At 69.1% G+C, this 14423-nt stretch carries 10 protein-coding genes; 9 read left to right on the top strand and 1 reads right to left on the bottom strand.

Annotated features, from left to right (window positions below; translation table 11 throughout):
- The first annotated feature begins 3 nt into the window (after nt 1-3).
- From D457_RS0103095 to D457_RS0103075, 5 genes are all read left to right on the top strand, one after another.
- Entirely contained in the window at nt 4-576 is a 573-nt protein-coding gene (locus D457_RS0103095; RefSeq protein WP_017579177.1) for a hypothetical protein, read from the top strand.
- Between the two features lie 722 nt (nt 577-1298).
- Nucleotides 1299-3848 (top strand): ribonucleoside-diphosphate reductase subunit alpha, encoded by a 2550-nt coding sequence (locus D457_RS0103090; protein ID WP_017579176.1) that lies wholly within the window; start codon nt 1299-1301, stop codon nt 3846-3848.
- A gap of 109 nt (nt 3849-3957) precedes the next feature.
- Nucleotides 3958-5040 carry a ribonucleotide-diphosphate reductase subunit beta gene (locus D457_RS0103085; RefSeq protein ID WP_017579175.1) on the top strand — a complete coding sequence of 361 codons (1083 nt, stop codon included), beginning with the start codon at nt 3958-3960 and terminating at the stop codon, nt 5038-5040.
- Between the two features lie 245 nt (nt 5041-5285).
- A complete protein-coding gene (locus tag D457_RS0103080; protein ID WP_017579174.1) occupies nt 5286-6491 on the top strand; it encodes an acyl-CoA dehydrogenase family protein in 1206 nt (401 codons plus the stop codon).
- Nucleotides 6492-7048: 557 nt separating this feature from the next.
- Nucleotides 7049-7261: a DUF397 domain-containing protein gene (locus D457_RS0103075; protein WP_017579173.1), complete on the top strand. Its 213-nt coding sequence runs from the start codon at nt 7049-7051 to the stop codon at nt 7259-7261.
- A gap of 7 nt (nt 7262-7268) precedes the next feature.
- Here the strand turns inward: D457_RS0103075 and fxsT are convergent, their stop codons facing one another.
- Nucleotides 7269-9782: an FxSxx-COOH system tetratricopeptide repeat protein gene (fxsT, locus tag D457_RS0103070; protein WP_017579172.1), complete on the bottom strand. Its 2514-nt coding sequence runs from the start codon at nt 9780-9782 to the stop codon at nt 7269-7271.
- 267 nt (nt 9783-10049) lie between these two features.
- On the opposite strand from fxsT, the gene D457_RS0103065 reads away from it, so the two are divergent.
- From D457_RS0103065 to nadE, 4 genes are all read left to right on the top strand, one after another.
- A complete protein-coding gene (locus D457_RS0103065; protein WP_017579171.1) occupies nt 10050-10778 on the top strand; it encodes a FadR/GntR family transcriptional regulator in 729 nt (242 codons plus the stop codon).
- A gap of 323 nt (nt 10779-11101) precedes the next feature.
- Nucleotides 11102-12646 (top strand): sodium/proline symporter PutP, encoded by a 1545-nt coding sequence (putP, locus tag D457_RS0103060; protein ID WP_039830946.1) that lies wholly within the window; start codon nt 11102-11104, stop codon nt 12644-12646.
- A 139-nt stretch (nt 12647-12785) separates the two neighbouring features.
- Nucleotides 12786-13370 carry a putative glycolipid-binding domain-containing protein gene (locus tag D457_RS0103055; protein WP_017579169.1) on the top strand — a complete coding sequence of 195 codons (585 nt, stop codon included), beginning with the start codon at nt 12786-12788 and terminating at the stop codon, nt 13368-13370.
- A gap of 99 nt (nt 13371-13469) precedes the next feature.
- Nucleotides 13470-14300 (top strand): ammonia-dependent NAD(+) synthetase, encoded by an 831-nt coding sequence (nadE, locus tag D457_RS0103050; RefSeq protein ID WP_017579168.1) that lies wholly within the window; start codon nt 13470-13472, stop codon nt 14298-14300.
- The last annotated feature ends 123 nt before the right edge of the window (nt 14301-14423 follow it).

Raw genomic sequence — 14423 nt, 5'->3', positions numbered from 1 at the left:
GGGATGGGGGCGATGCGGTTGACCCGCGTGACGACGGCAGAACTCGACCGGTTGGAATTCCACGCCGTCCGGTCGGGTGAGCACAGTCGGATCGCCGCCCAGCTGCTGGATCTGGCCAACCGGGTCGATGCCGGGAGCGAGGTCACCCGGGCGGAGCTGTTCGTCCGCGCCGGGGAGCAGTGGGAGATCGCGCAGGAGTTCGAGCGTGCCTGCGCCGCCTACCAGCGGGCCATGGACGACGGCGGCCCGACAGTGGTGGACGCGCACGCCCTGAGCGCCGGGGCGCTGCTCCAGCTCGACGAGCGCGAACTGGCCTACGAGCACCTGAAACGGTTGGAGAGCGCGGACCGGTCCGGGCTCTCCACCTTCATCCACGTCGCCGAGGCCCTCTACGCCCACGACGACCTGGAGGGCGCGGAGCGCTGGGCCACCCTGGGCGCTCGGGAGGCCGAGGGCCAGAAGTTGTCCGCCTACGCCCGGGACCTGTTCCTGGAGCTGCTGCGGATCCGGTTCCGCATCCGGACCGATCTGGGCCTGCCCGAGGACGACCTGGATCTGCGTCTCGATCAGGAGTGAGCTTTCTGACGCACCCGGCCCGATACCCGGCCGGGTGCGTTCCGCCCAGACACGGCGGCGATGTGGGGGCGGGCGTCCGCTTCCGGCCTCCCTGCGGCCGAGTCGCGCTGCCGGGCCGACCGGGTACGCCAGGTTCCCCCGCCTCCGCCCGGCCCGGCGGAGGCCCTCCCGTCGCTCTCACACGTCCCTGTGACGATCCTGCGGGAGCGGGCGCGGATACATTGGCCCCTCCGACGTTCTAGGCTGTGTTCGGCCCTCTCCGAAAGCCTGAGAACTCACCGCTCCGTGCCCTGGAATCGGGCGCCGGTGAGGCACTCATACCACGCTCCACGTGTGTGTTCGACACTCGTCGATGAATCCGAGAAATCAGCGACACGCCATCATCTTGGGGTGTTCCAAGGCAGCCGCCCCTAGATGTAGTATCGGGTCCCGTTGGTGGTTCACCGGGGTTCCCGCCCTGGTGAAGCAGGCGGGAACGACGACCGCCACGCCCGCCGAGGTCCGATCGATCTCGGGAGCGGAGGTCGAGTAGGTCACCCGCGGGTCCCCAGGGCCCGCCATCAGCAACGCAGACGAGGGGGCTTCGAGGGGAGCCGCCGCGACCCACCGGTCGCGAGTCCATCCGCATCCAGTGCGGGGGGCCACCGGTGCGAGCCGCGTCTGCTACCCGTGAACCCCGTTTCCCCGCCGGGACTCTTCTTTACCGAGGTTGGAGCCGCTGTATGACCCTTGACGTCGAAGCCGTGCCCGCATCCGTTCGGCCCGAGCCGACCAACGGCGGTGGCGCCCGCGCCGCCATCGACCGGATCGAGCACGTCGTAACCGAGGCCTGTGCGCGGCTCACCGGTGTTTCGGCGGACAAGGTCCTCACCGAGGCGCGGCGGGGCTTCTACCCCGGGATCTCCGACTCCGAGGTCGAGCTGGCCCTGGTCATGGCCGCCCGTAGCTTCGTCGAGGTCGACCCGAACTACTCCTACGTGGCCGCCCGCCTGCTGCTGGACAAGCTCCGCACCGAGGCCCTGAGCTTCGTCGGCGGCGAGGCCGAGACCGCCACCCAGTCCGACATGGCCGAGCGCTACGCCAGCTACCTGGGTGCCTACGTCGGCCGCGGCATCGCCCTGGGCCAGCTGGAGCCGGCGCTGGCCCAGTTCGACCTGGAGCGCCTGGGCAAGGCCCTGCACGCCGAGCGCGACGAGCAGTTCACCTTCCTTGGGCTCCAGACCCTGTACGACCGCTACTTCCTGCACAGCGACGACGTCCGCTACGAGCTCCCGCAGGCGTTCTTCATGCGCGTCGCGATGGGCCTGGCGCTCAACGAGGACGACCGCGAGGCCCGCGCCATCGAGTTCTACGAGCTGCTCAGCTCGTTCGACTTCATGGCCTCCACCCCCACCCTGTTCAACTCGGGCACGGTCCGCGCGCAGCTGTCGTCCTGCTTCCTGACCACGGTCGGCGACGACCTGCACGACATCTTCCACGGCATCAGCAACAACGCCATGCTGTCCAAGTACTCGGGCGGTCTGGGCAACGACTGGACCCCGGTCCGCGGCCTGGGCTCGCACATCAAGGGCACCAACGGCAAGAGCCAGGGCGTCGTCCCGTTCCTGAAGATCGCCAACGACACCGCCGTGGCGGTCAACCAGGGCGGCAAGCGCAAGGGCGCGGTCTGCGCCTACCTGGAGACCTGGCACATCGACATCGAGGAATTCCTCGACCTGCGCAAGAACACCGGTGACGAGCGCCGCCGCACCCACGACATGAACACCGCGAACTGGGTTCCGGACCTGTTCATGCAGCGTGTGGAGCAGGGCGGCAGCTGGACCCTGTTCTCCCCGGACGAGGTCCCCGACCTGCACGACAAGTACGGCAAGGACTTCGTCGAGGCCTACGAGAAGTACGAGGCCGACGCCGAGGCCGGCCGCATCAAGGTCTCCAAGAAGATGCCCGCCGTGGACCTGTGGCGCCGCATGCTCACCATGCTGTTCGAGACCGGCCACCCGTGGATCACCTTCAAGGACCCGTCCAACCTGCGCTCGCCGCAGCAGCACAACGGCGTGGTGCACTCCTCCAACCTGTGCACCGAGATCACGCTGAACACCAGCAAGGACGAGGTCGCGGTCTGCAACCTCGGCTCGGTGAACCTGCCCCAGCACGTGGGCCCGAACGGCATCGACGTCGAGCGCCTGCGCCGCACCGTCCGTACCGCCGTGCGCATGCTGGACAACGTCATCGACGTGAACTTCTACACGATCCCCGAGGCGCGCCGCGCGAACATGCGCCACCGTCCGGTGGGTCTGGGCCTCATGGGCTTCCAGGACGCGCTGTTCAAGATCCGCACGCCGTTCGCCTCCGAGGGCGCGGTGACCTTCGCGGACGAGAGCATGGAGCTGATCAGCTACTACGCCATTGAGGCGTCTATGGAGCTGGCCGGTGAGCGCGGTGCCTACGAGAGCTTCGACGGCTCGCTGTGGAGCCGGGGCATCCTGCCCATCGACTCCCTGCGCCTGCTGGCCGAGTCCCGCGGCGGCGACCTGGACATGGACCGCGGCGAGACCCTGGACTGGGACTCCCTGCGTGAGCGCGTCAAGAGCAACGGGATGCGCAACTCCAACGTCATGGCGATCGCGCCCACCGCGACCATCGCCAACATCACCGGCGTCAGCCAGTCGATCGAGCCGGTCTACCGGAACCTGTTCGTGAAGTCGAACATGTCCGGCGACTTCACCGTGGTCAACGACTACCTGGTCCGCGACCTCAAGGAGCGCGGTCTCTGGGACGACGACATGGTGTCCGCGCTGAAGATGCACGACGGCAGCCTCGGCGACATCGACCGCGTCCCGGACGACCTCAAGGCCCTGTACGCCACCGCGTTCGAGGTCGACCCCAACTGGCTGGTGGACGCCGGTTCGCGCCGCCAGAAGTGGATCGACCAGGCCCAGTCGCTGAACCTGTACATGGGCGCCCCCAGCGGCAAGAAGCTGGACGCCCTGTACCGCCGCGCCTGGCGCTCCGGTCTCAAGACCACCTACTACCTGCGTTCGCAGAGCGCCACCCACGTGGAGAAGAGCACGCTCAAGGGCACGGACGGCCGCCTCAACGCGGTGTCGTCCGGTCCGGCGGCCGCAGCCGCTCCCGTGGCCGCCCCGGTGCCCGCCGCCCCGGCCCCGAGCCCGGCCCCGGTGGCCGAGCCCGTGACGCCCGAGGACGAGTTCGAGATCGTCGACGGCCAGGCGTGCAGCATCGAGGACCCCGAGTGCGAGGCCTGCCAGTAACGAGGACCCCCGGGGCGCCCGTCACAGAGGGCGGGCGCCCCGCCTCCTCGCCCTCCCTCCGCTCCCACAGACGACCCCGGCCCGACCGGAGAACGGAAAAGTACCGAGCATGACCGCGGTTTCCGAGAACAGCGCCGCAGCCACCAGTGGCCTTGGCGAGATCGAGCGCGACGCCGAGCGCGTGAACGTCGACGACAAGTCGATGATCAACGCCCGCGCCGACGTCAACCAGCTGCTGCCCCTCAAGTACACGTGGGCGTGGGAGAAGTACCTGTCCGGGTGCAACAACCACTGGATGCCCACCGAGGTGGCCATGCAGGCCGACATCGCGCTGTGGAAGTCCAAGGACGGGCTGACCGAGGACGAGCGCCTCATGCTCAAGCGCAACCTGGGGTTCTTCGCCACCGCGGAGTCCCTGGTCGCCAACAACATCGTCCTGGCCGTGTACCGCCAGCTGACCAACCCGGAGTGCCGCCAGTACCTGCTGCGCCAGGCCTTCGAGGAGGCGGTGCACACGCACACCTTCCAGTACATCTGCGAGAGCCTCGGCCTGGACGAGGGCGAGCTCTTCAACATGTACCGCGAGGTCCCCTCGATCACCGCCAAGGACGCCTGGGCGCTCAAGTACACCCAGAACCTGGAGAACCCGGAGTTCCGCACCGGCACGCCCGAGGCCGACCAGGCCTTCCTGCGTGACCTGGTCGCGTTCTACGTGATCTTCGAGGGCATGTGGTTCTACACCGGCTTCGCGCAGATCCTGTCGCTGGGCCGCCGCAACAAGATGGTCGGTATCGCCGAGCAGTACCAGTACATCCTGCGCGACGAGTCGATCCACCTGAACTTCGGCATCGACGTGATCAACCAGATCAAGATCGAGAACCCGCACCTGTGGACCGAGGAGTTCCAGGCCGAGGTGCGGCAGATGCTCACCGACGCCTGCGAGCTCGAGGTCGCCTACGGCCGCGAGACCATGCCGCGCGGCGTGCTGGGCCTCAACTCCGAGCTGTGCGAGAAGTACATGCACTTCATCACCGACCGCCGCGCCGAGCAGATCGGCCTGGCTCCGATCTTCGGCGAGACGGAGAACCCGTTCCCGTGGATGTCGGAGATGATGGACCTCCAGAAGGAGAAGAACTTCTTCGAGACCCGAGTGATCGAGTACCAGACGGGTGGCGGCCTGGACTGGGACTAGGTCCTCTCCCGGGAGAGACCGAGTTTCTCCCCTCAAACGGCCCGGGGCGGGCGCGCGCCCCGGGCCGTTCGCATGCCCGGGGCCCGATACCCATGGCTGCTTCCGCGAGCCTGAGCACGGGCACTCAGGTTCCTGACCGGTTCCGGTAGGGCTCTGGCCGGAGCAGGTCAGAACCGGAACGAACCCGCGTGAGCCGCGTCGGAACCGGGTGCGACCAGGACGTTCCTGGCGCGGAAGGGAAAGACATGGAGCATCACTTCGGCGACGGACGGCACGAGGCGCTGCGCAAGGAAGTACGTGATTTCGCGGAGCGGGAGGTGGCGCCCCGGGTTCCGGAGATGGAGCGTGTTCGCGGTGTCGACCACGAGCTCTCGCGGTTGATCGCCGAGCAGGGGTGGATCGGGGTCACCGTCGGGCCGGAGCACGGCGGGATGGGGCTGGGGCACCTGGCCAAGACGATCATCATCGAGGAGATCTCGCGGGTCAGCGGTGCCATGGGCGCGATGGTGCAGGCCTCGCAGCTGGGGGTCGCCAAGATCGTGCATTTCGGGGACGAGGCGCAGCGCCGGACCTGGCTGCCCGAGGTCGCGGCCGGGCGCTGCCTGCCCACCATCGCGGTGACCGAGTACGGCTCTGGCGGGCATGTCCTGGGCATGACCACCAGCGCGGTGCGCGACGGCGACGACTACGTCCTGAACGGGCAGAAGGTCTTCGTGGGCAACAGCCACGTGGGCGACCTGCACGGCGTGGTCGTCCGGACGGGGACCGGTTCGCGGGGACTGTCCGCCTTCCTGGTGGAGTCCGACCGGCCCGGTTTCTCGCTGGGCGAGCACCAGGGCACCATGGGTCTGCACGGGTTCAGCTTCGGTGAGCTGGTCTTCGAGGACTGCCGGGTGCCCGCCGCGAACATGCTCGGCGCGGAGGGCGACGGGCTGTCGGTGGCCTACTCGTCGAGCGTCCTGTACGGGCGCGCCAACCTCGCCGCGGTGGCCCTGGGCATCCACCGGGCCCTGGTGGAGGAGACCAGCGCCTACGCCTCGGAGGTGTTCCGCTACGGCAAACCCCTGGCCGAGGTGCCGTCGGTGAAGCTGAAGCTGGGGCAGATGCAGTCCCGGCTGATGATGGCGACGCTGTCGCTCTACCACGCGGTCTCGCTGCTGGACCAGGGGCGGCCCTGCGACCACGAGCTGATCAACGCCAAGCTGGTGAACGTGGAGTACGCCCTGGACACCGCCCGGAACGCGATGGAGGTGCACGCGGCCCAAGGGCTGTACACGCACCGACCGATCGAGCGGTACCTGCGGGACACGCACCACATCTTCGCTCCGGCCGGGACGTCGGACGTCCAGCTGCTGCGGCTGGGCGAGGCCGCCCTGGGGGTGGACCGGGGGCAGTGGTCCGACCGCCTCTCCGACCGGATCACCGAGCACCTCGCGATGCCGGTCGGATAGGTTCCGTTCCGGGTTTAGGTCCCCCTCCTGCAGATGATCTTGCTACCAGAAGCGAAATCGGCGCCGAACTTGCTTCTGGTAGCAAGATCACCGGGGATGAGGGGGTTTCGGAAGCAACGGGCACTCCAGGTGTGGGGTTGGAGACAGCACGCCGCTGCCCAGCCGGATCCCCGAGGAACGGCCCCAGTTGATCACCCTCCGCCGCCACTGCTCTGTCAAAGAACCCACCTTTGTCTTTTCTGAATGCGGCCAAACGGGTACGAAAAGCAGCACTGATTGCCAAAATCCCAACACAGGTCGAAGGAATCCCCGATGATCACTAATGAGAAACGATCAAGGAAATTCGTGAGCCATGCCCGGTTGCGGTATCGCTTCCTGGGGCTGGAGTACGCTAGCGTTCCTCCTGTGTTTCCCGCCGCATCGCGCGCGGGCGCCTCCGCGTCTCGTGTATCCGGGCTCTGACCTGCCATGTCATCGCTGTGTCCAGTGCGGTCAGGGCCCCGATTCGGCGTGCTTGAAGTAGCCCGAAGTCAACGTTGACAGATCAGGACAAGAACATGACCGAAATGCGCGCGGGGGAATCTCAGGCCTTCTTCGGCCGGTGGCGCAAGTCGCAGTACTCCTATGACATCGGGGCCTGCTGTGAGGTTCTCAACCTGAAGTCAGGGGAATCATTCTTCCGTGACTCGGTGCATCCCGAGGACGCCCAGCTGGGATTCGACAACCGCGAGTGGAGCACCTTTCTCGCGGTTTCCAAGGGATCGTTCTGAGGCTCCCTCACAGGGGCGCGACGGGGAACACGTCGCAGTCCTGACGGGTGAACGAGGACATGGACACCGTCCCGGGGTGCTCGCCGCCGAAGCGTTCGGCGAATTCCGCGCGTAGCCGGTCCCATTCCTCGCTCACGTCCTCACCCCCGGCATGTCGGCTGACCAGGTGGTTCCGGCGCGCTGTCAGGAGGATCGGATGGTCGGCGGGCAGCCGGTGACGGCAGTCCGCCTCCGTCATGGCCTCCAGGTCCCCCGCCTCGCGGAACCGGCCCAGGTGGTACAGGTCGGTGGCCACGTTGAGCGCGGCGGGCAGGGTGCTGAACGACCCCGGACCGTAGATCCGCAGCAGCCGCTCCAGGCCCTCCTGGTCGCGTTTGAGCGCCTCGGTGTGGCGCCCCGCGGCCCGTAGGACGATGCCCATGCTGAGCCGGGCCGCGGCCGGAAACGGGTGCTCCGCGGGGTAGCGCTCGTCCAGCGGCGGCATCAGGTCGTCCACCTCGCGCAGCGCCTCGTCCAGGGAACCCGTCCGCGCCAGCGACACCATGCGGATGACCCGGCAGTACAGCACCTGCCGGACGGTCGAGGGGTGCTTGCGCCGGTACCGGACCAGAGCCCGGGTGGACAGCTCCAGCGCCCGTTCCGGATCACCGAGCCGCCGGTGCGCCACAGACAGGAACAGCATCCCCTGAAGCGCGTGCGGACTGTCGGGCTCCGCGGCGGTATCGAACCGCTCCATGCACTCCGTGAGCTGTTCCCGGGCCTCGTCCAACCGGCCCAGCAGGATCAGGTTCAGGCCCAGGGACAGTCCTGTGCGCAGCGTCTGTACGTCGTCCGGCCCGAGCAGGGCGCGGCGTCCCGCCAGGGTGCTCTGGTCGATGGCCAGCGCTTCCTCGAACCGGCCCTGCTCCTGCAAGGCCTGCCCGTAGTCGTGAGCCGCCTCCAAGGTGCGCCGGTCGGCGGCGGAGTGCCGTTCGCGCCGCTGGCCCAGGATGTCGCGGAACAGCTGTCCGGCCTCCTGGAACCGGGCCAGGCCGCTCAGCGAGATGGCGACCGCCCGGAGTGCTTCCAGAGTCTCGTCGCTGTCGGGTCCCTCCCGCTCGACCTGTTCGGCGTGGATGCTCCTGGCCTCCTCCAGCGCGGTGACGTACTCACCGTGGATGCGCCGGATCTTGTTGCGCCGCAGCCGGGCGTGCAGGAGCATGCTCGGGTCGTCGAGCCAGACGTTGACGGCCTGCCCGAGCAGGCTGGTCGCGTCCGTGTAGTTGCCGACCTCGGTGAGGAAGTCGACCACGTTGAGCACCGTGGCGCGTACTCGCGGGTCCCGGCTGGTCCAGGCCTGCGAGGCCTTCACGTGCGTGTACAGGGACAGGTAGGCGGCGCGGTGGGCCGGGTCGGTGGGCCCCTCCGGGGCGTTGTCCGCCAGGACCAGGTGGGCCAGGTTCCGGTGGTGTACCCGCTCCGCCATGGTGAGCGAGTCGCGAACCACGGACTGGCACAGCTCGTGTAGCTGGAAGGCGTTGTTTCGGTCGTCGAAGAAGGCCAGGTCGTACCGGCCCATGTACTCCAGGGCGCGGTCCAGCACGGCGTCGTCGGTCCGGTGGAAGAGGCCCCGGGAGAGCGGAAGGGGCGCGAAGAACGCGCAGAGCCGGACCAGCTCCAGGGCCGTGCGCCCGGTTTCCCGCTCCCTTTCGTCGGCCCCCTCCAGTATGTGTTCGGCCTGGATGCTCCAGGCCACCCGCAGCGGGGCGGTGTGGTCGTCGTCCGCCCCCATCTGCCAGAGCATCGCGTCGTAGCGCTCCTCGAACAGCTCGAGGAAGTCGCCGGTCGGCATGGCGGACTCCCGCAGGAACGCGCCGACCTGGCTGAGCGCCAGGGGCAGGTGTTCGAGCAGCTCGGCGAGGCGCTCGCCGTCACCCGGGGGACCCAGCCGCTCGGGACAGATCCGGCGCAGCAGGGACAGGCTCTCGGCGGTGGTCAGCCGGGGCACCACCTGCCCGTCGAAGCGCTGCCTGCCCTGGCCCCGGGGCAGCCAGCGGTGGTGCCGGGAGGTGACGATGACGTGCCCGCCGCTGTGCGGGAAGTACTCGGCGGCCAGGGCCTCCACGTCCACGACGTCGTCGAACACCAGCAGCCAGGAGCCGAGGTCGGCGCGTTCGGAGAGCTCCCGCCGCACGGACTGCACGGTGCGGGGGAGGTGCTCGTAGGAGACCGGCAGCCCGATGTGCTCGGCCAGGCGCAGATAGGCGCGGTGCGTCTCGATGTCGGTGGCGGCGGGGATCCACCAGATGAGGTCGTACTCGCGGGAGTAGCGGTACGCGTACTCGGCGGCGATGCGGCTCTTGCCGACACCGTGGCCGCCGCTGATCAGGAAACGCGCGCCGGGACGGGAGTCGAGGAAGTCGTGGATCCGCTCCAGGGCGGCCTCGCGTCCGGTGAAGTGCGGGTCGGCACGGGGAACCCCGCCGGTGACCGGAAGGAGCTCGTGCTCCCCCCGTCGGGGGCGGCCGGGTCCGGTCGTCATCGGTCCACCAGCTTTCTCGTGCGGCGGTGAGGTCGGGCCCGGGGTCCGCGGGTCCTGACATCAAGACCGTTCACCTGGTGCTCTCGGACGGTGACGGGAGGGGCGGAGGGAGGGGTGGGGCGCGAACGGCCCTGGGGGAGTGATGGGAACCCTTCCTGGTCAGGGCAGGTCCCGTTTTCCAGGCTAAGTTCTGCCCGGGCGCCGTGTCGATAGCCCGGGATCGGTCTTTTCCGGGCGAGGGTGCCGAACACGCCCTAAGCTGGCCCCGTGGTCCCACCCTGCGATCCCGCGGCCGAGGCGGTCTTCCGCCCGGTCCAGGCCGGTAACGCCCTGGAGGTCACCGTCGAGCGGCTGATGTCCGCCATCAGACTCGGCGTCGTCCCGGCGGGCGCCCGTTTCCCTGCCGAACGGGATCTGGCCGCCCGTCTGGGCGTCAGCCGCATCACCCTGCGCGAGGCGATCCGCCTCCTCCAACGCCAGGGGTACGTCGAGTCCCGGCGCGGCCGGAGCGGCGGCACGTTCGTCGCGGGACTGCCCTCCAGGCCCACCCCGGAGGAGGCGCGCCGTGAGCTCAGCGAAACCGGCACCGTCCTGGAGGACCTCCTCGCCTTCCGGCGCGGACTGGAGACGGGCACCGTGGTCCGGCTGGCCGAGACCGGGCTCACCGGAGCCCAGGGCGACCTCCTGGACCGGCGCGCGGGCGTGGCGGCCGAGGCCGGGACCGCCGACTACCGGCGCTGCGACACCGTCTTCCACATCACCCTGGCCCAGCTGACCGGTTCCACGCGGATGGCCGCCGCGCTCACGGACGTGCGGATGCGGATCAATCAGCTCATGGACGTGGTGCCGCTGTCCGAGGCGGGGCTGGCGGCCAGCGACGGCGAGCACCGCCGGATCGTCCGCGCCGTGCGCGAACGCGATCCGGAGGCGGCGCGGCGGGCGCTGGGCGAGCACCTGGAGGGTGCGGAGCGGCGGTTGCGGGAACTGCTCGGCTGATCCCTTCGGGCGCCCGCGGGGTGACAGCGCCGGAGCACTTCCGAACGTTTCCTTCCCGGACCATCCGTTTCTCGTCCTTCGAAACACATCCGATCACGGGACGTAATGTATGTCCGATCAGACAAAAGGACCCTCGCGGCGATGGCCGGTCGGCCAATAGTGCCTGGTCAAGAACTCGGCCGGGTCTCAAAAGGGTGTTTTTCCGCGCACAGGGCATTGTGATCCGGATCGCGGGGAGTGATGATCGGCCTCCTCTGGACAAACTGCGCGTAAGGCTCAGATCACGCGCTTCGAAGGAAGGGAGGGGACTGGTGAACAACTCCATGCTCGCGTCAGTCGCAACGTTCGGCGTGTACCTCGCCGTCATGGTGGCCATCGGACTGTGGGTCTACCGGCGGACCGTCTCACAGTCTGACTTCGTGCTCGGCGGACGGCAGCTCAACAGCTGGGTGGCCGGACTGAGTGCCAACGCCAGCGACTTCAGCGGTTGGCTGCTCCTGGGCCTGCCGGGCGCCATCTACGTCTCCGGCCTCGGTGAGGCCTGGATCGCGGTCGGGCTGGCGGCGGGGTTCGCCGGCAGCTGGATTCTCATCGCCCCGCGTCTTCGGGTCTACACCGAGAGGGTCACCGACTCCCGCTCCGGAGGCGAGTCCGATTCGCTGACGCTCTCCTCGTTCCTGGAGAACCGTTTCGAGGACCGGTCCCGTTCCCTGCGCGCTGTCTCGGCCGTCCTCATCATCGTCTTCTACTTCTTCTACGTCGCGTCCGGCCTCGTCGCCATGGCGGCCCTCTTCGACCAGGTCTTCGGTCTGGACCCGGCCCCCGCCATCGTGATCGGCGTCAGCATCGTCGTGCTCTACACGGTGCTCGGCGGGTTCCTGGCCGTCTCCTACACGGACGTGATCCAGGCCGTCATGATGTGGGCCGCCCTGCTGGTGGTCCCGGTTCTGGCCATCACCGCGATGGGCGGGTTCGGCGGTCTCGCGGAAGGGGTCACGGACAAGGGCGACGGTCTCCTGTCCGCCATGGGCGGCATGTCCCTGGACGGCGACGCCGGTGCCTGGATCAACACCGAGACCCTGGGCTGGGTCGTCATCGTCTCCGGTCTGGCCTGGGGCTTCGGCTACTTCGGCCAGCCGCACATCCTGGCCCGCTTCATGGGCATCCGCTCGGTGACCGACATCCCCAAGGCCGGGTTCGTCAGTGTGGCCTGGGCGGTCTCCGCGATGGCCCTGGCTGTCCTGGTCGGCTTCATCGGCATCGCCTACTTCGACACCCCGCTCGACTCCCCGGAACAGGTCTTCCCGCGCCTGATCGAGGCCCTGACGCACCCGTTGGTCGCCGGTCTCCTCCTGGCCGCCATCCTGGCCGCGGTGATGAGCACGGCCGACTCCCAGCTCCTGGTGGCCGCGTCGGCGCTCACCGAGGACGGCTACAAGGCCTTCGTGGACAAGGACGCCGCGCCCCGGTCGCTGCTCTGGATCAGCCGCGGCACGGTGGTCGCTGTCGCCGTGATCGCCGCCTGTGTGGCGCTGTGGGGCAACCAGTCCGTCATGGATCTGGTCGGTTACGCCTGGGCGGGCTTCGGTGCGGGCTTCGGTCCGGTCCTGCTGCTGGCCCTGTTCTGGAAGCGGATGACCTGGGTCGGTGCGCTCGCCGGCATGATCGCCGGCGGTGCCACCGCGATCGTCTGGGACATCGTCGACAGCGCCTACCTCGGCATCGGCCTGTACGCGATGCTCCCGGCCATCGTGCTGAGCTTCGTCGCGATCTTTGCCCTCAACGGGCTCGGTCGGGTCAGCCCGCAGATGGCGGATGACTTCGACAAGGTCGTCCGTGAGATCGAGGAGGCAAAGCAGGCCTCCTGACTCCGCCGGACAGGGTCCGCGGCTCACCAGGGGCGAGCCGCGGACCCTGTGACGAACGGCTCGCCGTGCCCGTGTCGTGTTCGGCACGGGCACGCTTGCGCCCTGGCGTCCCCGGCGCTCGTAGCGGTAGAACGGTGACATGTCGTCACTGACGGAACACCCGGCAGCCTGGACCCGCATCGACGTCCCCGAGGGGTTGGGGCTCGGCGCGCTCCTGCCCGAACCGGACGGCCACCGGCTCGAGGCGGGGGAGACCGTGGTGGAAGGGGAGGAACGCTTCTTCACGCGCTTCACCGTCCGCACGGACCTGGCCTGGACGACCCGGGAGGTCCGCGCCGAGGTGCTCTCCGCCTCCGGTCTGGAATCGGTCACCCTCCGGGCGCAGGATGGCCACTGGGCCGACGCCCACGGCAACCCCCTCGCCGAACTGGTGGGCTGCCTGGACGTGGACGTCGCGGCCACCCCCCTCACCAACACCCTCCCGATCCGACGGTTGGGCCTGCGGCCCGGGGAGCACCGGGACATCGCGGTCGCGTGGATCGACATCCCCTCCCTGCGCATCCGCCGCGTCCGCCAGCGCTACACCCGCCACCCGGCCGAGGACGGCCTGGAGCGGTACACCTACCGGGACCCCCTGCACGGCGAGTACCGGCTGTCCGTGGACGGCGACGGCCTGGTGGTGGACTACGAGCGGTTCGCCCGAAGACTGCGCTCGGAGTCCTGAGCCCTGAGACCGGAGCGCTGTGGCCGGAGGCCGGAGTCCTGGTCCCTCCCCGGCACAGGTCATAATCGGGGGCACATGCACCACACGCAGGGAGCGCACGTGACCGAGACCGAGCTGAGCCAGGAACGCCGCGAGATCATCCGCGACCTCGAAGTCCCCGAGCGCTTCGACGCCGAGGCCGAGATCGAGCGCCGCGTGGCCTTCCTCGCCGAGAGACTCACCACGACCGGTGCCCGCGCGCTGGTCCTGGGGATCAGCGGCGGTGTGGATTCGCTCACCGCCGGTCGCCTGTGCCGCCTGGCCGTCGACCGGGCCCGCGAGGCCGGGCACGACGCCGAGTACGTGGCCATGCGCCTGCCCTACGGAGTTCAGAAGGACGAGAAGGACGCCGCCCGGGCCGTGGAGTTCGGCGCCCCGGACCGCTGCCTGACCGTGGACGTGCGTCCGGCCACCGACGCCATGGCGGCCTCCCTCGGCGAGGGCGGCATGACCTACAAGGATGCCGCTGCCGAGGACTTCGTGGTTGGTAACGTCAAGGCCCGGCAGCGGATGATCGCCCAGTACGCGGTCGCGGGCGGACTGGGCGGCCTGGTGGTCGGTACCGACCACGCCGCCGAGGCGGTCACGGGGTTCTTCACCAAGTACGGCGACGGCGGGGCGGACCTGGTGCCCCTGACCGGCCTGACCAAGCGCCGGGTGCGCGCGGTCGCCGCCGAGCTCGGCGCCCCGGAGGACCTGGTGCACAAGGTGCCCACGGCCGACCTGGAGACGCTCACCCCGCAAAAGCCCGACGAGGACGCGCTGGGGCTGACCTACGAGCAGATCGACGACTTCCTGGAGGGCCTGCCCGTCTCCGACCAGGTGACGCGCACCCTCGTCGACCGCTACGGTGTTACCGCTCACAAGCGCGCACTGCCCACCGCGCCCTGATCGGCGCACTCCGGTCACCGCGTGCTGACCCCGCCGCACCCGCCCCCGGCCCCTGCCGGGGCGGCGGCAACCCCTGTACCACAGGCGAACCAGGGGCCCCGGTAGTGCAGGCACCACCTTCCA

The sequence above is a fragment of the Nocardiopsis valliformis DSM 45023 genome, assembly GCF_000340985.1.
GTDB lineage: Bacteria > Actinomycetota > Actinomycetes > Streptosporangiales > Streptosporangiaceae > Nocardiopsis > Nocardiopsis exhalans.
This window is presented reverse-complemented; position numbering and strand designations above follow the sequence as displayed.